General features: G+C 47.9%; 18 protein-coding genes. 16 read left to right on the top strand and 2 right to left on the bottom strand.

The window, feature by feature from the left end; all coding sequences use genetic code 11:
• Nucleotides 1-60 precede the first annotated feature (60 nt).
• The 6 genes from HQQ92_RS10015 to HQQ92_RS09990 are packed head-to-tail and all read left to right on the top strand — an operon-like array spanning nucleotide 61 to nucleotide 5,624.
• Nucleotides 61-288 carry a hypothetical protein gene (locus tag HQQ92_RS10015; protein ID WP_041411143.1) on the top strand — a complete coding sequence of 76 codons (228 nt, stop codon included), beginning with the start codon at nucleotides 61-63 and terminating at the stop codon, nucleotides 286-288.
• Nucleotides 281-1,501 carry a DNA-binding protein gene (locus HQQ92_RS10010; protein ID WP_254306318.1) on the top strand — a complete coding sequence of 407 codons (1,221 nt, stop codon included), beginning with the start codon at nucleotides 281-283 and terminating at the stop codon, nucleotides 1,499-1,501. The genes HQQ92_RS10015 and HQQ92_RS10010 overlap by 8 nt, the downstream gene beginning before the upstream one ends.
• Nucleotides 1,470-2,279 (top strand): hypothetical protein, encoded by an 810-nt coding sequence (locus HQQ92_RS10005; RefSeq protein WP_254306317.1) that lies wholly within the window; start codon nucleotides 1,470-1,472, stop codon nucleotides 2,277-2,279. Before HQQ92_RS10010 ends, HQQ92_RS10005 begins: the two co-directional genes overlap by 32 nt.
• The gene (locus HQQ92_RS10000) at nucleotides 2,279-3,865 is read left to right on the top strand and encodes a DUF935 domain-containing protein (protein WP_173245029.1); all 1,587 of its coding nucleotides are present in this window, start codon (nucleotides 2,279-2,281) and stop codon (nucleotides 3,863-3,865) included. Before HQQ92_RS10005 ends, HQQ92_RS10000 begins: the two co-directional genes overlap by 1 nt.
• Entirely contained in the window at nucleotides 3,858-5,159 is a 1,302-nt protein-coding gene (locus HQQ92_RS09995) for a phage minor head protein (RefSeq protein WP_173245025.1), read from the top strand. Before HQQ92_RS10000 ends, HQQ92_RS09995 begins: the two co-directional genes overlap by 8 nt.
• Nucleotides 5,160-5,168: 9 nt before the next feature.
• Complete coding sequence (locus HQQ92_RS09990) at nucleotides 5,169-5,624, top strand: phage virion morphogenesis protein (RefSeq protein WP_173245022.1); 456 nt, start codon at nucleotides 5,169-5,171, stop codon at nucleotides 5,622-5,624.
• Nucleotides 5,625-5,631: 7 nt separating this feature from the next.
• Here HQQ92_RS09990 and HQQ92_RS09985 read toward each other — a convergent pair whose 3' ends face one another.
• Nucleotides 5,632-6,507 (bottom strand): hypothetical protein, encoded by an 876-nt coding sequence (locus tag HQQ92_RS09985; protein ID WP_173245019.1) that lies wholly within the window; start codon nucleotides 6,505-6,507, stop codon nucleotides 5,632-5,634.
• 290 nt (nucleotides 6,508-6,797) lie between these two features.
• Between HQQ92_RS09985 and HQQ92_RS09980 the strand changes: the two genes are divergently transcribed.
• Entirely contained in the window at nucleotides 6,798-7,193 is a 396-nt protein-coding gene (locus HQQ92_RS09980; protein WP_173245016.1) for a hypothetical protein, read from the top strand.
• A complete protein-coding gene (locus HQQ92_RS09975; RefSeq protein WP_173245013.1) occupies nucleotides 7,190-8,455 on the top strand; it encodes a DUF6575 domain-containing protein in 1,266 nt (421 codons plus the stop codon). The genes HQQ92_RS09980 and HQQ92_RS09975 overlap by 4 nt, the downstream gene beginning before the upstream one ends.
• Here the strand turns inward: HQQ92_RS09975 and HQQ92_RS09970 are convergent.
• On the bottom strand, nucleotides 8,439-9,116 hold the full coding sequence (locus tag HQQ92_RS09970) for a site-specific DNA-methyltransferase (RefSeq protein WP_173245010.1): 678 nt from the start codon (nucleotides 9,114-9,116) through the stop codon (nucleotides 8,439-8,441). The genes HQQ92_RS09975 and HQQ92_RS09970 overlap by 17 nt on opposite strands.
• Before the next feature lie 206 nt (nucleotides 9,117-9,322).
• Between HQQ92_RS09970 and HQQ92_RS09965 the strand changes: the two genes are divergently transcribed.
• From HQQ92_RS09965 to HQQ92_RS09930, 8 genes are all read left to right on the top strand, one after another.
• Nucleotides 9,323-10,480, top strand: coding sequence for a phage protease (locus HQQ92_RS09965; RefSeq protein ID WP_173245007.1), 1,158 nt, complete (start codon nucleotides 9,323-9,325; stop codon nucleotides 10,478-10,480).
• Nucleotides 10,480-11,400, top strand: coding sequence for a Mu-like prophage major head subunit gpT family protein (locus HQQ92_RS09960; protein WP_173245004.1), 921 nt, complete (start codon nucleotides 10,480-10,482; stop codon nucleotides 11,398-11,400). Before HQQ92_RS09965 ends, HQQ92_RS09960 begins: the two co-directional genes overlap by 1 nt.
• A gap of 82 nt (nucleotides 11,401-11,482) precedes the next feature.
• Nucleotides 11,483-11,992: an HI1506-related protein gene (locus tag HQQ92_RS09955; RefSeq protein ID WP_173245001.1), complete on the top strand. Its 510-nt coding sequence runs from the start codon at nucleotides 11,483-11,485 to the stop codon at nucleotides 11,990-11,992.
• Between the two features lie 2 nt (nucleotides 11,993-11,994).
• Nucleotides 11,995-12,435: a gp436 family protein gene (locus HQQ92_RS09950; RefSeq protein ID WP_173244998.1), complete on the top strand. Its 441-nt coding sequence runs from the start codon at nucleotides 11,995-11,997 to the stop codon at nucleotides 12,433-12,435.
• Nucleotides 12,435-12,878 carry a hypothetical protein gene (locus HQQ92_RS09945; RefSeq protein WP_173244995.1) on the top strand — a complete coding sequence of 148 codons (444 nt, stop codon included), beginning with the start codon at nucleotides 12,435-12,437 and terminating at the stop codon, nucleotides 12,876-12,878. The genes HQQ92_RS09950 and HQQ92_RS09945 overlap by 1 nt, the downstream gene beginning before the upstream one ends.
• Before the next feature lie 28 nt (nucleotides 12,879-12,906).
• Nucleotides 12,907-13,653, top strand: coding sequence for a hypothetical protein (locus HQQ92_RS09940; protein ID WP_173244992.1), 747 nt, complete (start codon nucleotides 12,907-12,909; stop codon nucleotides 13,651-13,653).
• Nucleotides 13,654-13,772: 119 nt separating this feature from the next.
• Entirely contained in the window at nucleotides 13,773-17,699 is a 3,927-nt protein-coding gene (locus tag HQQ92_RS09935; protein WP_173244989.1) for a tape measure protein, read from the top strand.
• Nucleotides 17,696-18,061: a hypothetical protein gene (locus HQQ92_RS09930; RefSeq protein WP_173244986.1), complete on the top strand. Its 366-nt coding sequence runs from the start codon at nucleotides 17,696-17,698 to the stop codon at nucleotides 18,059-18,061. The genes HQQ92_RS09935 and HQQ92_RS09930 overlap by 4 nt, the downstream gene beginning before the upstream one ends.
• Nucleotides 18,062-18,071: the final 10 nt, after the last annotated feature.

Below are 18,071 nucleotides of genomic sequence, written 5' to 3'. Positions count from 1 at the left end.
TAGTTAAACTGCGTTCGTTCGCAATGCGAACATAATCAAAATATTAGCACGGTAATTCTTATGAAGATAGAAAGCGCTCGTCATATACATGCAGCCTTGCTCGCAAATGGACAAAGCTGCCGTGCGTGGGCGATTACGCATGGATATAACCCAAGGACGGTTCAGAAGTGCGTTCAATGGTTTGCACCCAATACAGGTCGTAAACCTAAACGCTTAAAAGCCATCAAGATCATGGCTGCTTTATCTGAATACCTTGGTGTTGATTTAGTGGGAGAGCACCATGACTAAGGAATGGTTTAGCACTGTAGAAATTGCAGAGCTATTGGATGTCGGGGATAGACGCATCCGTGATAGGGCAAAACATGAAAACTGGCAAAAGCAAAGGCGACAAGGGCTAGGTGGAGGATTTGAATATCACCTAAATAGTTTACCCCTTGAGGCTCGTCAGAAGCTGGCAAAACAGGATGCGGAGCAGATAGCAAAATCTCCAACGTCCCTGATGCGTGCGGGATCTGCTGTTGCCAAACTGCAAATCCCTGCAGTGAGTCAAACAGAAAAAGCCAAGAGCATTCAGCAGTTTATAAATCTACCTGATAAAGCGCAAAAGCGGGCTGATGCAAAGATGCTGATCGTCAATGCCAAGGCTAAATTCTGCATGCCTTACCTTGAGGTTCGCAAGCTCGTTGATGGTGAAAAAGCATTCTGCAAAGCGTATGCCCAGCGTTCGATTGCACTACCGGACTGGGTATTCTCAATTATTAGCAGCGTTTCTATTGTAACGATCCGCCGTTGGGAAAAGGTCTTAGCAAAAGATGGCGTTAGCGCACTCGCTGGTAAATATAAAGTTGAGCGTCCTTGTCTACTGAACGACGAGCCCGACTTAGCCGACTTCCTAAAGGGGCTGATCACCGCTAAACCGCATCTAGCGGGCAAGGCAAAGCAGCTTAAAAAGCTAGCCGAGATCTATGCGATTAAAACCGACATGCCTTGGCAGATCCCAAGCATCTCCAGCATTCGCCGATGGGTGAATAAATGGATAAGCCAGAATCAAGCGGCCTTTACTTTCACTACAAACCCTAAAAAATTCAACGATAAATACCGGACTGCGGTTGAGCAAACCTATCCATGGATGGCTGCGCCAAACGATGTATGGGAATTTGACTCAACCCCAGTCGATGCCATGTTGAAAGAAGGGCGACACACCATTATTGCGGTGATCGATTGCTTCACTCGTCGCGTCAAACTGCTTGTTTCGCCCACTTCATCAAGCGAAGGTATTTGCCTTTTAATGCGTAAAACCTTGCTGGCTTGGGGAGTTCCAAACCAAGGTGGCTTAATGCGTACCGATAACGGCAGCGATTATGTCAGCCAGCGAACCACGAGCATCTATCACTTACTCGACTTAGAACAAAGCCGTGCTAACCCATACTCAGGTTGGGAAAAGCCCTTTATCGAACGTTTCTTTCTGCGTGCCAAAGTCTGGCGGTGGTTCCTATCTTAACCGCGCGTTAATTGAAGCCCGCATGGCCAGCGTGACAGATAGCGGCCCCGTTGTTCGCCTTAAAAAAGACGATGCTTTTGGACAATGGCCAGAGAGTTTACGGGCGGCGGAGATCCTTAAATGGTGTGAGGATGAACTAAAGCCGGTTCTCGATAGCTTAGACCCTGCGCGCCCCCATTGCTTTGGTGAAGACTTTGCCCGTAGTGGTGACTTAACCGTGATTGACGTGGGTGAAATCGCCCAAGACTTGCACATTAAAACTAAGTTACAGGTTGAGCTTAAAAACATTCCCTTTCGCCAACAAGAGCAGATCCTGTTTTACATTGTGGACCGCTTGCCACGGCTGAGGGGCGGCGCGATGGATGCGCGCGGTAACGGCCAAGCGTTAGCGGAATACGCCCAGGATAAATACGGTAGTGAAGTGATCGCCTGCGTGATGCTGTCTGAGTCCTTTTACCGCGAGCAAATGCCACGTTTTAAAAGTCACTTTGAAGATGGGCTTATCACTATTCCAAGGGACGACGACACCAGTACTGATCTGCGGGCCTTAAGCATTAACCGTCGAGGTACGCCATGCCTTGGCGATGTACGCACAGGCCAAGAAAAAGAACGCCACGGTGATGCCGCAATCAGCCTCTTCTTGATGGTATACGCCTCCACCTTAGACGGTGCCCCCATAGAGTTCACCCCCATTCCTAGGAGTGATCACCGTAATCCGAATGCTGCAGCAAGTGCCCATGAGGATGATGATCATCAAACGCAGCGAGGTTGCTGGTAATGCAAGAAAAAACAACTGAATCACGTATTTTGGACGCCAGTGGTCGGCCGTTTAAGCAGCGTGAAGCCAAAGCACTGCAGACCGACGATGTGCGTTTAATTGGCTTGCAACGTACCTTTAGCCAGCACCCCAGTAGCGGCTTGACGCCCGCCAGTGCAGCCAATATTTTACAGGCCGCCGAGCAAGGCGATCTCATTGCTCAATGTGAACTGGCCGAAGATATCGAAGAGAAAGACGGCCACCTATATGCCGAGTTAGACAAGCGCAAACGGGCGCTGATCGGCGTGGATTACTATTTAATACCACCCCGTAACCCGACGCCACAGGAAAAGGCCGACACTGAATATCTGCAAGAAATGCTTGAGGAAGGTAACTGGATAAAGACGCTCATTAAGTCAATGAGTGATGCCATTCTCAAGGGCTTTAGCATGCACGAGTTAGCCTGGACGCGTGAGCTAGGCGAATGGTTTATTGAAGTGCCAGAGTATCGCGATCCGTCTTGGTTTATGACTCACCCTGAGCGGCGCAACGAACTGCGGCTGCGTGATGCCACGGTCAATGGCGCTGACCTGTGGCCCTTTGGTTGGATCAAACATATTCATCCAGCCAAGTCGGGCTATGTTAGCCGCAGTGGTTTAGTGCGTCAGTTAATCTGGCCCTTTATTTTTAAAAACTACAGTGTGCGCGACTTAGCCGAGTTCCTTGAGATCTACGGTTTGCCGCTGCGGATTGGTCAGTATCCAGCGGGGGCCAGCGATGAGGAAAAGCGCGCCCTGTTAAATGCAGTGATGAGCATTGGCCATAACGCGGGTGGCATTATGCCCAAGGGCATGGTGATGGATTTTGAGAGTGCCGCCACAGGTCAAGCCGATCCCTTTGATTTGATGATTAGCTGGGCTGAAAAGACCATGAGCAAGGTGATTTTAGGCGGTACCTTGACCAGCCAAGCCGACGGTAAAAGCTCAACTAATGCGCTCGGTAATGTGCATAACGAAGTGCGCCAAGAGCTGCGTGATGCTGACCTTAGCCTGATTGCCGAAACCTTAACTCGCGACTTAGTAGCCCCCTTGTATGCGCTCAACTGCAAGAGTTATCAAAGCCATCGTCGTCATCCACGTTTGGTCTTTGATACCACAGAAGCCGAAGATTTACGCGCCTTAGCGTATCCGCTGCGTGCGTTCGTCAGCATGGGCATGCAGATCCCACAAAACTGGCTGCATGAAAAGACCCGTATCCCTAAGCCCGCGAATGGCGAAGCCGTGCTGGTGATCCAGCAAGAAGACCCCAATGCCAGCGCTGCTAACCAGACAGCATTGGCGGCTTTAGCCGCTCAACCGTCTAGTGCCCCGTTGAGTGAACCGAGCCAAACCGCCTTAGATAAAGCCTTGGATGCACTCACTCAAGGTCAAATGAGCGAAGCCTATATGGCGATGGTAGAGCCATTACTGGCACAACTGCAGAGCGAGCCGGAGCAGCTGCGGGCGCAACTGGAAAAGGACTATCCCGCCATGGATACCGAGCAGCTTACCGAAACCTTAGCGCGGTTAATGTTTGTGGCCGAACTATGGGGAATCGCCAATGCCTAAAACCGTTGATTTAAGCATTGCCATTAACCAAGCACCCGCCGATGCGGTGGCCTATTTTCGTGCCAAAGGCTTTGCCATCAGTGACGATTGGCAAGACGTGTGGACTCGCGCTCACGCCCGTGCCTTTACGGTGGCCAAGGCGGCACAGATGGATGTGCTCACGGCGATCCGTAATGAAGTGGATGCAGCCCTAAGCCAAGGGTTAACCGCTAAGCAGTTTCAGGCCAACCTTAAACCTCAACTCGAAAAGCTCGGATGGTGGGGCAAAAAGGAAGTCGATGGCCGCGAGGTACAGTTGGGAAGTCCCTACCGCTTAAACACTATCTATCGTCAAAACCTGCAAACCGCCTACATGGCTGGGCGCTATCGGCGCATGTTGTCGCGCACCAAAACTCACCCCTATTGGCAGTATGTCGCGATAGATGACGGTCAAACACGGCCAGCCCATGCGCGGCTTAGGGGTAAAGTTTTCCGCTTTGACGATCCAATATGGGACATCATTTATCCTCCCAATGGCTGGGGCTGTCGTTGCCGCGTTCGGGCGCTCACCGAGGCGCAGGTGAAGGCGATGGGGATCACTGTGGAAAATGGCGAAGGCTATATCCATCGCTTTGACACTGAGACAGTCGCGCGCGGAACGGGTGAAGTGTTAACCGTGCCCCATGCGCGTATCGATCTGCCTGACGGTAGCAGCATGAGCCCCGATTTAGGCTGGGCCTATAGTCCAGGCGAAGCCGCCTTTGGTACCGACGTGGCCGTCGCTAAAAAGCTGGGCACTATTCAATCCCTCGATACCCGCGCGCAGTTTATTCAAGCACTCAATAATAGCCCACTGCGCCAAGCCCAGTTTGCAAAGTGGACGGATGAAGTACTCGCCAAACCAGAGCAGCAGAAGCGCCTAGGCTCAAGTCAGCAGGCGTTAGGGTTTATGACGCCATCAATTCAAGCTGCGGTAACGGCGCGTTTAGGCCGCGAGCCTAGCGCATTGCTGGCTATAAAAGAGCGGCAACTCAGCACAGCGCAAGCCTCGGTGACGCCTAACAAGTTACAACAATTACCGCTGATGCTGGCTAAGCCCGAGGCCGTTCTATGGGATAGCGATAATCAAACCTTGCTTTATGTCTATTCGACGGAATGGCAAGCGGATGATGAACGAGCTAGCAAATTACTTATCACGAGCCATTGGTCATTACAGCGCACACCTAATGAAGGGCAAGTGGAAGTGTTTAAGTTATCGCTAGCAGAATTACAGCAAGGTCAATACCAAGTGCTTGAAGGCCAGTTAAAAGGGTAGGTATGCACTATGAGTAAAGTGGATATTCAGTTTACCAGTGGCACCGTATTGCAGGTGCTTGATAGCTTGCTGGATAAGCTCGATGACTTAAGCGAACCCATGAACGATATTGCCGCTGTGCTTGAATCGGCCACCGAATCTGCGTTTGAAGCCGAGGCCGATCCCACCACAGGACAAGCTTGGGTATCCTTAAGTGATGCCTACCTTAAGGCAAACCCTAAACGCCAGGGCGGTAAGATACTGCAGGTCAGTGCTGGCGGGCTAGCTGCCAGCGTGACTGCCGACAGCGGCGACTTTTGGGCGGCGATTGGTAGCAATAAAATCTATGCCGCCATTCACCAGTTTGGTGGCACCGACGATATGCCCGCAGGCCCAGCGGGGATTCCTGAGCGGCGATACCTTGGCGTAAGCCGTGAGGATGAACAATCTATGCTAGGGATCTTGGTGGAGTATTTAGTTGGCTAAGTTTTTATTAATCATCTAAGTCTTCATACAACATAGATGACATCGCAATACTGTTAGCACGTATAACTTTTTGAAGTAGCGTTGTTGTTTCATCTGTTTGAAAAATATTATGAAATGGTGCTAGCATCTCTCCTGCTTCTTTCAGGTAAACTGCTGCAAATTCAGTGCTCTCATTAATATGGTAGTACCTCAAAGCTAGCCGAGTATACAGACATAATAACTGTTCTAGTTCCTTCCAAGAGCTATTAAGCTCGTTATATTGTCTCTGTAACAATGGAATAAGATCGTCATATAGTTCGCCCAATTTGCTTGGAATATAACAGTATATGACATCTCGGTAGGTCCGTTTTGTGATAGATGGATTGTATCTACCATAAGAGCGTGGTTGTTTAGAGTGAAATAGGCCAAACGATAACTCTCGTTCTGTGACTGTAGAGTTAAGCATGTCGTCACATTTGATTTTTACTACCGCCATCAATCTTATTAATTCATTTAGCTTAGCTTCATTTTGCAGATGGGTAACTTGAGCTTCCATTGCCTTACGGCTCAGAGCCGTTTCTTCTTTGGTTTTTGTTAGTTCTTGTCGAGTCAAAGCGAGTTGCTGATTAGATAGTGACAGCTCTTTCATTTGCATCTTAAGTGACCAGATCAGTAACCCGACAGTCGCAAAGCCTAAGATAGGATTGAGCACGCCACCGAGAAAGTCGCCAAATGCACCAAAGTCTCCTTGGTTACCCCAGCCCCCGTTGAAATTCATAAAGTACAAAGTAAGTAAAAAAGCAGCAATAACGGCCAGCAAAATGATAAGCCACCAAAATGATGTCTCGGATTCGTGGGTTTGAGTCTGCTGTTCCGCTTGAGGAGATGCCGAAGGGGTGGTCATGTGCCGTCCATGGTTTAAAAGTAATGACAGTATTCTAAAGTGACTAGCTCCGAAGCGTAAAGCTCTCAAACGAGATTTAAGCGTCTAAACTCTCAACTTGGTGTAACGGCTTATCCAGATACCACTTAAACGCTTTAACAAGGATTTAAACGGGTTTTAAATTAGGTTTATTGTGAGCTGAGTATTGCTTCTATTCATAATGTTTGAATATATGGGGTAATGTGGCTATAATCCCGTACCTTAAAGTAAAAGGTTTGAATAAGCAGACACTTAATGAAAAGAGGCATGGAATGCTAAAGAAAAAATGGCCGACGGATTATCCTGCCCATATCATTGTTCCTCCTGAACACGCTTCCAATCAAAATATTGATTTATATAGGATTGTTGGCGCTAATCCACCTACTCAGAATGATTTCTTAGCTTCCTATAAGGATCCTGAACAAGCTCATCTAGTCAAGTATCCCAAGTTTGCCAACAATCCAAACTTTTATGGAACTTCATTATTTTCTAAACATAAAGCTATAGTCAATGTTATGGAAGTAAACCCAAACAAATTCCGTAATAAGAAAATTGCACACGGTACAGTATTGGTAGAGCATGGAATGGTTGGAATTGAAAGTGGAAGTAGTCACGTGACAACTTGGTTTTTTGATGGTGCTTTCCCTGTGGGGTTTAAAGTAATATGAAAAAAGAAGAGTTACATTTCTTAACCTCTGAAACATTTGGCAATCTTTATTACCATAACGTTTACAGTTTTTATGAGCAGCCAATTACATTTACTGCTTTAAATGATTACGGGCAGATATATTTTTGCTATAGCCTTGGTATTGATGATGATTTTACTGTTGACCAATGGCTAATAGTTCCAATTTCTGAAGAAAATGTTAATAAATTAGAACAGAAAGATATACCAATTATTAAAGTCATCAAACAAAGTTCAAAGTCTCAAGTATTGTTAATTAATATATCATTAGAAACGGATGAAAAAGAGGAGAGTAAGGTTGTAGCTGACAAACTTAACTTTCTATTTCCAAATGAGAATATTTTCATAAGTGAAAATATTAATTATGATGGTTCAAGAAAGCATACTCATAGAATCCGTTTTGCTAGGAAAAATAATACTCCTATTGTTTCAGGAATATTAGATTGCGCTTCAAAAGCATTTAATGATTTTTGTAAAAACTTTTTAAGAAAATTTGATATAAGTTCCACTTTTTATCATCATGATGCTATTGTAGGATCATTTGTTTATAGAGTAAAAGCTAACAATTTAGAAGAATTACAAGATAAAGGACATGAAATTTTATCCAAAGTGTCGAGTGAGAAGCAATTTTTACATGCTCTTGATAATAAAGAAATTGATTTAAGAATAGCGAGAAGTTTATTTGAAATATTGCTAAGTAATGAGTTGAAAGTTGAATTTTTTGATGAAAAGTCAACGGATTTGATTTTTTCTTTAGATCATGAATATGTCAGAAAGCTACTCACTGAAGTTGATGAGCGAATTGGTAAATACCTAGACAGCACAATGGTGCCGCAGGCTGATAATTTAGAACGTTTAAAGAAATTTTTAGAGTTAACAGCTGGTAACAAAATTGTAACATCAGATAACTTAAAAGTTGACCCTAGGCAAGTGAATTACTACCGTGATGCATGCCAGCTATTATCTTTGGTGCATTCTTACGGTAAAATAACACCCATCGGTTTCAAAGCGTTTACTGCGACTTCGGAAAAAGAGTTTTTAGATGTTATCAAACGCCAATTTGAAGAAACTGAATGTGGCTACATTTGGATGGCAGATCAAGATGTAAAATCTATCTTACAAATAAATGAAGATTCAGCAGCAGATTTTTTGATCAAAAACTGTAATGGATTAAGCGAAAGCACTAGTCGTAGAAGAGCGCAAACATTGAAGTCTTGGGTGAAAAAATTTAAACAGTTCCCTTAAGTTTATTTTTAGTTAATTCGATAGCTTCTGGATTAATATCATTACCAAGAAATTGTCTTTTCAAAGATAACGACGCACAACCTACAAAACCAGCACCACAAAATGGATCCGCAACAATATCGCCCTCAGAAGAGCTTTGTAAAATTAGAGTTTTGGCTAAGTTTACTGGCTTTTCTGTCGGATACCCCCTCCATACTCTTTTTTCTGCTAATACGTCTGGAATTGATAAATCATTTAGCTTTCTTTTTCCTTTCTCAAAAAAAAGAATAAATTCATACCTTGCACGGTAGTGATACCCCATACCAATAGCCATTTTATCCCAAATCAATGGTTTCCAAAATTTAAAACCAACTTTTTCTGCAATTGGTTTAATTATAAACGCTGTCTCTTGGTCGCAAAATAGATATAAATGGCTATTTTTCTGAAGTACACGATATATTTCAGTCAACATTTCTTCAAATCTAGAATTTGGAAATATCTCAAACCATTGGTTACTTGAAGATTTACTTACTTTTAATCTTGTAGTCGTTCCAATTTTTCTATGTTTTTCAAGTGATTCATAAGGTGGATCTGTGATAACAAGATTAATAGAAGAGCTAGGTTGCTTTTTTAACCAAGAAACAGCATCTATATTTTCTAATTTAAAGTTTTGATTTTCCACAACTAACCCTTGATGATTAAATCATCTTAAAATGAATACATAACTAATGTATAAATATACAGTTGATTATTGCATGGATGCGCTAATCATTCATTAAAAATCATGTCTTTTATGCTATTAAATTTAATCCCGAAACCTTTCCAATCCGCTAACCCGCTTCACTCGATCATCATAGGCACTCCAATGTTATTGAGAGTGCCTTTTTTATGTCTGCAACCAACACCGCTTTGGGCTTTGCCGCCTTAAGCAGCCAGTTAAACGTCAATACAGAAGCCGCCTTTGTGGTTGGTGAAGATGGCTACATTCAGGCGCTGCCTGATGGCCACTTTGCCAGCGTAGATGGTCGCCCTGATGATGTAGCTGGTGGCAAGTGGTTGATGGATAGCGTTGCGTTCACGGCCCTGCAAGCAAACACCCCCCATAAAGCCGGTGATCTGGTTATTGACTACGAACACCAAACCCTCAACAAAGAGAAGAATGGCCAGCCTGCACCCGCTGCGGGTTGGTTCAACATTGATGACGTGCAATATCGGCAAGGGCAGGGCTTGTTTATTAAGCCGCGCTTTACCGATAACGCCATCGCTTATCTTACAGCCAAAGAATACAAGTACTTCAGCCTAGTGTTCGGTTACGACACCAGCACTGGCCGCCCGCAATTTATTCACTCAGCCGCGTTAACTAACCGCCCTGGTGTCGATGGCATGTTGCCACTCGCATCGTTGGCTGCACTGGCTGCTCTTAATACAAGCCTCAATCCACACGAACTTATCCAATCTACCGACACAGAGGAACTCCATGTGAACCCATTACTGAGAAAAATCTTAGCCGCCCTTGGGGTGGATGTGCCCGAGGATGCAACGGCCTTAACGGCTGAGCAAGAGGTCGCGGCGCTATCTGCACTAAATACGCTAACCACGGCAGCAAATAGCGTGGATGGCTTAAAGCAAGAAGTCACTGCACTAACGGCTAAAGTCGGCACAGTTGACCTAAGCGAGTATGTGCCAGCTTCAACAGCGAAGGCCCTTCGCGCGCAGCTGGTTGCGCTAACTGCTGAAAACGGCGTGCTTACCGTTGAGCAAACCGTGAAGGCGGCAATAGACGAAGGCAAAGCCTTTGAGTGTGAACGTGATTACCTAACCAAGTTAGGCCAGCAATCCATGGCGGCGTTGACTGCCAACTTGGGTGAGCGTGTGGCTATTGCCGCATTAACGGCCAAGCAAACCACCACAGTTCCCGATCCTATCAAGGACAAGGACACCAAACTCGCGGCACTCACTGCCGACCAAATCAAAATGGCCGATTCTTGGGGCATGTCGCACGCTGACTTTGCTAAAGCTATCGCCGCTGATCAGGAGCAAAAATAATGGCTGCTATTAACGCCCCAGTATTACAAGCCCTGCGCACTATGGTGCGTAGCGAGTTTCAAAATGCTTTAGCTAAGACTGAGCCGCTGTATTTAAAAATTGCCTCAGTCGTGCCAAGCAATACTAAGTCCAATACCTACGGCTGGTTAGGCTCAATGCCGACCATGCGTGAATGGATTGGTGCGCGGATGATCAACTCCATCAAAGAGCATGGTTACTCAATCACCAACAAGACGTTTGAAACCACGATTGGCATTAGTCGTGATGATGTCGAAGACGACACCATTGGCACTTACAAACCTATGGTGCAGGCATTGGCGCAGGAAGGTGAAGAGTTCCCCGATGATCTGGTGTTTGCTCTGTTAGCTGATGGTTTTACCACTGCCTGTTATGACAGCCAAAACTTCTTCGACACCGACCACCCTGTGAATGCCAAACACGATGGCACGGGTGCCGATGTTTCTGTGGCCAACATGGTGGCAGATGGTGCCTATACGGGTGAGCCATGGTTCTTGCTCGATACCACGCGCCCATTAAAGCCACTCATCTTCCAAGAGCGTCGCAAGCTGGATTTAAACACCCTGTTTAATCCAACCGACCCAGCAGTATGGACCAATAACGAGTTCCAATTCGGTACCGATATGCGCTGTGAAGCGGGCTTTGGTTTCTGGCAGATGGCCTTTGCTAACAAGCGTGCTCTTAACGCAACCAACCTGTGGGACAGCTACGAGAAGATGACGGCCTTCACCCGTGATGGCGGCAAAAAGCTCAAAATTCGCCCGAACTTGTTGGTGGTGCCCGCATCACTCGAACAAGCTGCCCGCAAGCTACTTGAGCGTGAGCTGATTGATGAAGGCGGAACCACAGTGAACAACGAGCTTAAGGGCAAGTTTGAAATTTTAGTGGTGCCACAGCTTTAGGTGATCACCCCTTAAGTTTGAGCAGCGAATCGCAGGCACAAGGATGCGCCTGCACCCCAACATCGAGTGAGGTAACAATGAAATGGCGAATCCTTCTAAGAACATTCAAGTCCTGTTGGTTATCTGTCTTGCGCACACTGGCTATCGCCGTGCGGGCATGGCGCTTACCAAAGGCGAAAACCTTATACCGCTGGCCGAGCTGTCGGATGAGCAAGTTGCAGCGTTTGAAGCTGACCAGCGCCTTAAAGTATTCGTGCGTGATATGGCACCAGCGTCGGGGAGTGTGGACATTCCAGACGGTGATCAGACATTAGGCTCCAATACCACAGGCACTCTCACTGGTGTGAAAGAGCCTAGCGGTGAAGAGAAAGTCTTGGGTGAACTGTCAGTAAAAGAGCTGAAAGAACTGGCAAAAGACTTGGCGATCACGGGTGTTAACTCGATGAATAAAACAGACTTAGTTAGTGCGATTCAGGTCGTAAAAGTCACAGTGCCAGGTGAAAACGAAACGGCTACCCAAAGCACTGAAACGCCTAGCGCTGAAACGATAGGCACTGAACCATCGGGCACCACCAACGAAGCAGGTGAGTAGCCATGGCCCAATTGATGTACGCCACCCCTGACAACATGCTGAGTCGCTTTGGTGCACAGGACTTAATGCTGCTTACCGAGCGTGAAGACAGTGTGTCAGGGGAAATCAATACCGTCGTGCTTGAGCAAGCATTGCGTGATGCTGCGGCTGAGATTGATGGCTATATCGTGGGCCGTTACACCTTGCCGTTAACCACTGTTCCCGCCGTGCTTGAGCGTAACTGCTGCGATATAGCCCGTTACTTCCTCTATGGCGATAAAGCCCCTGAACAAGTCGAGAAACGCTATACCGCTGTGGTGAAGTTTTTAACCGCAGTGAGCAAAGGCGATATCAGTTTGGGGCTAGCTGATACGGGTGAAGTCGCTAGCCAAAGTGAGTTAGTGGTCAGCATCGACAGTGCAGGCAGCGTGTTTGGCCGCCGTGCATCTAAGGGGTTTATCTGATGTTTGAGATTAAAGATAACTACCTTGCTGCAGGTGATGCGCTGACTCAAATACTTGAGTCATTAGTGACGAGCCAGAAGCTGAAAAAGGTCTATCAAGCCAATGAGCTAAGCGAAGTGGATGAGCGCAGCCAAATCACCCCCGCCGCCCATGTGCTGTATATGGGCGATACGCTGGCGGATACCGCACAAGGCGGCAACACCAGCCAAATTAAGCAGACTTGGCTTGTGGTATTGGCTTGCCGTTTATCTATTCACGAAGGCCAAGCAGGTGAGCTATTAGTCAGCCTGTTAAACGCGATTGTGGGTAAGTCCATTGCGGTGGATGGTCAGATGCTTGGCCCCTTTGTGCGAGTGAACAGCCCGATTAAACCCCGTTTCACTAAAAGCCACGGTTATTACCCCGTGGCCGTGAGTGTGCAACTGAGATTCAAACCCAGCTAACCCAACAACTTAAGATGAGGAAAATCCTATGAATGGATTATTAGTCGCAGGCAACTTCTTTGTTGACCGCTTAAATGCCCAAGGGCAATCAACGGGGATCATTGGTCCCATCAACACTACTAAGCTCGCCATTAAAACCGACGCCGACGAAAAGGTACGTGGCAGTAAAAAGAAAGACAGCTACGGCCAAGCCTTAAGCGTGGTGAAAATTGCAAAACCTGTTGAGGTGGAATGGTCCTTCGACGATCAACCCGCCGAACTGATTGCTATGGCACTGCTGGGTGATACCCAAGTGCTGAACACTGGCAGCGGCAACTTAACCGATGAAGCCGTGACCTTACCAACCAATCAACGTTGGATACAGCTACCTAAAAGTAACTTTGCCGCCCTCGGTTTTGTGGTGAAGAAAGACGCTGCCACCTTAGTGCTGGGCACTGACTATGAGGTGAACTATGCCCTAGGGCTAGTGCGCGCCGTAAAAGGCGGCGACATAGAAGCGGGCGGCGCGGTGACAGTGACAGGCCAACATAACGCCATTAGCGGCACGCTAGTTCGTGGTGGCATTAACGCCCAAACCCGCGCGCGGCTCTTCGGTGAAGGTAAAAACCTCGAAACAGGCAAACCGATTAAGCTCGAAATTTTCGACGCCAGCTTATCGCCAACAGCGGCGCTCGATTTTGCCGCCAGCGAGTTTGTGAGTGCGACCTTAGCAGGCAAAGCACAGTTGGTGACGGGGAAAGATCATCCGTTCGAGTACCTAGAGTTGGATGCATAAGCGGTTTTGCTTAACCCAAGGGCATGGCCGTACTCAATTGCCATGCCCTTTAATCCCCATTTAACCGCCGTTTAAACACCGATTATTTAGATACTAACGAGAGCATTAACGAGATAGCCATGGCTGATAAAACCTTAGAACTCGCCCTGCGGATCGTGGCAGAAGCCACGGGCAAGCAACACATTGCGGCTTTAGTCGATGAGCTTAAGCGCATCGGCACTGAGTCGGATGCGGCGAATCCTAAGACGCAGGCGCTCGCTGATGAACTCGATGGCGTGAGTGATGCCAGCCAAACGGGTGCGAATCAAGTTGATGAACTCAAAAATAGCCTTGATCCGTTAAGTGACCAGTTAGACCAAGTGGCCCAAAGCGGCCGCAATACCAGCAACCAAACAGAGCAGCTCACTAATGACCTCAAGCCTTTAGCAACTGGGCTTGATGACGTAGGCGATAGCAGCCAATCGACCAGCCAAAAAGCCAATACCTTAGCCAATAAGCTCGATGAACTGGCTAACCAGCAAGACCTGATCAACACCTTTAAGCGGTCACGCAATGAGCTTGAACAACAAGAGCTTGCTGTCACTGCTGCCGCCTTAGCACTGCAGGACTTAAAGCAACGTGCCAGCCAAACGGATGCGCCTTTTGTGCAGCTGGCACGCTCTATTGATGTGGCCGAAAAAGAGCTGGAGCAAATGCAGCGCGAGTTAGCGCAGCAATCATCCAGCCACACTAAGCTGCAAAATGCCCTGTCGAAATCGGGCATTGACTACAACAACCTGACCACAGCGCAGCGCAAGTTAAGCGCCGAATTTGACGGCACTGGCCGCAATGTCGATAAGTTTGCTAATCAGTTAGATAAGGGCAATGCCAGCGCCCGTGATCATGCCAGTTCCCTGCGTGGCGTGATCGGCCAAGTGACCGCCTTAGCGGGTGCTTATTTGGGCTTTGACCGCGTGGCCCAAGCGGTGAAGGATGTCTTTGCCACGGGCGATCAATTCGAACGTCTTGGCGTGCAAATGAATGCCGTGATGGGCGGTTTTGAATCAGGCAAACAAGCCACCGCTTGGGTAAAGCAATTCGCCATCGATGTGCCGCTACAACTGAACGAAGTCAATCAAGCGTTTGTGAAGGCCAAAGCCTTTGGCCTCGATCCTATGAACGGCACCATGAAGGCGATTGTGGATCAAGCCTTTAAACTCGGTGGCGGTTTTCAAGAGGTCGAGGGGATCACCTTGGCACTCGGCCAAGCCTGGGCAAAACAAAAGCTACAGGGTGAGGAGATCCTGCAACTGATTGAGCGCGGCGTGCCCGTATGGGACATGCTGGCTAAGGTCACGGGAAAGAACACCACCGAACTGCAAAAACTCAGTGAGCAAGGCAAGCTTGGCCGCGATGTGATCCAAGGTTTGATTGATGAAATGGGCCGAGCCGCTAATGGCAGCGCAGCGTCGCAGATGGCTTTGCTCAGTGGCCAAGTATCAAACCTCAAAGATAACCTTTCATCCTTCTATGATCTCGTGGCTCAGTCCGGTGCACTTGATTGGCTTAAGGGCCAGATCAGTGAGTTGAATCTTGAGTTTGCCGCCATGGCCGCCGATGGCCGTTTAAAGGAATGGGCGCAGCAAGTCAGCGACACGATCGTGAGCATAGGCTCAGCGGTGCAAGATGGCGCTGCTATGCTGTACCACTTCCGTGATGAAATTGGTTTTGTGGCTAAGGCATTTCTAGCGTTAAAAGTCGGTAGCTATTTTAGTGATGTGATTACCGGAGCCAATGCCGCCATCGGCGTGATGCGTCTTTACACTGGCGCGATCATGGGTACCACTGCGGCGAGTGAGGGCGCGGCCTTAGCTGCTGGCAAACTTAAAACCGCCTTGGCAGCAGCGGCTAAAGCGGGTTTGTACTTAGCGCTGATTAGCGAGTTGATCGAGGTCGCTCGGGTATACCAAGAATTATTGATTGCTGAAGAAGCACTGGAAAAATCTAAACGCGCTGCCGCGTCTAGCGCCAAACAGTTGGAGTACTCACTTAAGGATCTCAGTGAGCAAACGGGCGTAGCCTTTACCACTATGGCCGAGTTCAACAAGGCGGTTGATGAAGGCAAACTGATTTATGACGATGCCACTGGTAAGTGGAAGAACGCCGCTAAAGCCATGGAAGAAGTCAAACAGGCTGCGGTTGACGTCGTAGCGCCGATTAAATTAACGGTTGAAGAAGCGCTGCGCCTGACCTTTACCTTAAGCGAACAAACTAAAACGCTCGATGGCGTTAAAGGTGGTATGGGCGGTTTCATTCGCCAAATTGACGCCGCCTTAGTGCCGTTAAAGGCGGCGGGGGATCAATACGAAGGCCACGTTAAGTTACTCACAATACTGCGCGCCAAGTTTGAAGAGCAGCAAACCTATCTAGATGCCACGGCTAAGGGCACCGAGGCATTGGAGCAAGCCTATAAGGATTTAGGGCTGACCAGTAGCCATGCCTTAGAGCAGGTGAACACGAAAGCCGAAGCGGCCTTTAATCTGATTAAGAACAACCGTGAACCGATTGAGCAACAAAAGGATGCGTTTTTAGCCTGGGCTAAAGCGGCATTAACGGCCGCCGAAGCAACGGGCGCTGCGGTACCCGAAACCTTGAAAGCGCAAGCCGCCACCCTTGGGCTAACCAAGGAACTGAGCGAGCTGACTGCGAAGCAATACGGCTATACAGACAGCGTGAAGGAACTTTCACCCGAGCAAGCCAAGCTAAGCCGCGCAGTGGCAGAAACTGAAGCCCGTTTGAAGCAATGCCGTGATGTGATGAACAGCTCGACGGTATCGAGTAAAGCCAAAGCAAAAGCTCAACAAGATCTGATTAGTTTACAGGGCAAGTTAAGTGATCAAACTAAGCAACTCAGTGAGGTTCAGGCACTCGAAGCGGCGAATTATGAACAGATAAAAAGCAAGTATGCCGCTGTATCTGACGAGATGTTAAGGCTCGAACAAGCCTATAAAGACGGCGGCATCACGGCGGAAGAATACCTGCGACAAAAAGAACGCTTAGTTGAAGTGCTCAGAATATTGCAACGCTTAATGGGCGGCTTGGAAGAGGGTGAGCAAGAGACTGACGAACAGGTAAAAAAGACCACTAAAACCTTAATTGAGCAACGCGAAGAACTTGAACAATTAGAGGAAACCACAGGCCGCGCCACTGAGTATGTCAACCTATTTGCGGGTGCCTATGCCCACTTAAACAAACAGTTCAATTTTAACGAAGATAGCACCGAAAAACTTAACGCCCGCGTTAATGAGCTGACTAAAAGCATCATGAACAATATGCGGGTGAATACTGGCTTTTGGGGTGTGCTGGCACAGCTCAGTAACCAAGCTTTTATCCGCGAAAAGCAGATCATCAATGAAACCTTACTGACCCGTAAATGGACTGAAGAACTCGAAAGCTCAAGCATTAGCCTCGATCGCGTCAATCAAATTAGCCGCGAGGCTAAGTGGAATATACGCGAGCTAGGTGACGAAGAACTTAAGCCACTGCAAGCGGCCATTGATGCTACCCGTGATCGTATTCTCGGCCTGCGTGACGATATCAACGCGACCTTGGGCAGTCTCAAAGATGAGATGGATCAGCTCAACAATAACCAAGCCGCTATCGAGAAGCGCCGCTATGAGCAGCAACAGGCTGAGCTTAAGGCGCAGCTCGATGCTGCCCGCACAGCCCAGGATAAAGAGTCCATCGCCAGTGCCCAAGAAGCACTGCAACTGAGTCAGCAAATCTACAGCACTAAGCTGAAACAAATCGAGGCCGAATCGGCAGAACGTAACGCACAGGCGATCGAGCGTGCATCAAGCAGTGCAAGCACCGCGACGAATTCCACTCGCAGTACGGCAAGCCCCACCGCTTCGGCATCGGTGAGCAATCAGAACACAGGCGGCAGCGTACAAATTTTTCGGCTAGAGCTGGCAATGCCGTCAGGGAATGTGGTGAAAGCCGATTTGCTTGATGAGTTTAAGCTGCTGTTTTTGCGCGAACTAGAACAGATTAAGGCCACCTCATGATCACCTTAGACACGCTTCAATTACCACATTTTATTTGGCTTAACCGCTTTGGTTATACGCCCTTTGTGAGTAGCACTGAGTTTGCGCTCGATGGCTCGCAGCATGTTGAAGTCGCGGCTAAACAAGCGGGCCGCCCTGTGGTGTTATTCAGCGATGCAGAAACATTAGCGGTGTTTAACGCCCTTGAGGCCCACGCCAATTCAAAGGGCGCGAACAGCTTTAACCTGGATATCAATGGCACTGCAATAACTGTGATGTGGGACTACAGAGAACAGCCCATCAGCGGCACGCCAGCGATCAATTACAGCGATACCGACCCCGACGAAATCGAGGCTATCACCTTGAAGTTAATCACCGTTTAAAGGCCGTTTA

It is taken from the genome of Shewanella sp. DC2-4 (genome assembly GCF_013248875.1).
GTDB lineage: Bacteria > Pseudomonadota > Gammaproteobacteria > Enterobacterales > Shewanellaceae > Shewanella > Shewanella oncorhynchi.
The sequence above is the reverse complement of the archived record's forward strand: the minus strand, read 5'-3'. Positions and strand labels throughout refer to the sequence as shown.

What these genes read in the sequence shown, in the direction of transcription:
- HQQ92_RS10000 (WP_173245029.1), top strand. Translation starts at nt 2,279, where the DNA reads ATGCAAGAAAAAACAACTGAATCACGTATTTTGGACGCCAGTGGTCGG.
- HQQ92_RS09930 (WP_173244986.1), top strand. Translation starts at nt 17,696, where the DNA reads ATGATCACCTTAGACACGCTTCAATTACCACATTTTATTTGGCTTAAC.
- HQQ92_RS09935 (WP_173244989.1), top strand. Translation starts at nt 13,773, where the DNA reads ATGGCTGATAAAACCTTAGAACTCGCCCTGCGGATCGTGGCAGAAGCC.
- HQQ92_RS10015 (WP_041411143.1), top strand. Translation starts at nt 61, where the DNA reads ATGAAGATAGAAAGCGCTCGTCATATACATGCAGCCTTGCTCGCAAAT.
- HQQ92_RS09985 (WP_173245019.1), bottom strand. Translation starts at nt 6,507, where the DNA reads ATGACCACCCCTTCGGCATCTCCTCAAGCGGAACAGCAGACTCAAACC.
- HQQ92_RS10010 (WP_254306318.1), top strand. Translation starts at nt 281, where the DNA reads ATGACTAAGGAATGGTTTAGCACTGTAGAAATTGCAGAGCTATTGGAT.
- HQQ92_RS09995 (WP_173245025.1), top strand. Translation starts at nt 3,858, where the DNA reads ATGCCTAAAACCGTTGATTTAAGCATTGCCATTAACCAAGCACCCGCC.
- HQQ92_RS09955 (WP_173245001.1), top strand. Translation starts at nt 11,483, where the DNA reads ATGGCGAATCCTTCTAAGAACATTCAAGTCCTGTTGGTTATCTGTCTT.
- HQQ92_RS09980 (WP_173245016.1), top strand. Translation starts at nt 6,798, where the DNA reads ATGCTAAAGAAAAAATGGCCGACGGATTATCCTGCCCATATCATTGTT.
- HQQ92_RS09965 (WP_173245007.1), top strand. Translation starts at nt 9,323, where the DNA reads ATGTCTGCAACCAACACCGCTTTGGGCTTTGCCGCCTTAAGCAGCCAG.
- HQQ92_RS09960 (WP_173245004.1), top strand. Translation starts at nt 10,480, where the DNA reads ATGGCTGCTATTAACGCCCCAGTATTACAAGCCCTGCGCACTATGGTG.
- HQQ92_RS09945 (WP_173244995.1), top strand. Translation starts at nt 12,435, where the DNA reads ATGTTTGAGATTAAAGATAACTACCTTGCTGCAGGTGATGCGCTGACT.
- HQQ92_RS09990 (WP_173245022.1), top strand. Translation starts at nt 5,169, where the DNA reads ATGAGTAAAGTGGATATTCAGTTTACCAGTGGCACCGTATTGCAGGTG.
- HQQ92_RS09950 (WP_173244998.1), top strand. Translation starts at nt 11,995, where the DNA reads ATGGCCCAATTGATGTACGCCACCCCTGACAACATGCTGAGTCGCTTT.
- HQQ92_RS09940 (WP_173244992.1), top strand. Translation starts at nt 12,907, where the DNA reads ATGAATGGATTATTAGTCGCAGGCAACTTCTTTGTTGACCGCTTAAAT.
- HQQ92_RS09975 (WP_173245013.1), top strand. Translation starts at nt 7,190, where the DNA reads ATGAAAAAAGAAGAGTTACATTTCTTAACCTCTGAAACATTTGGCAAT.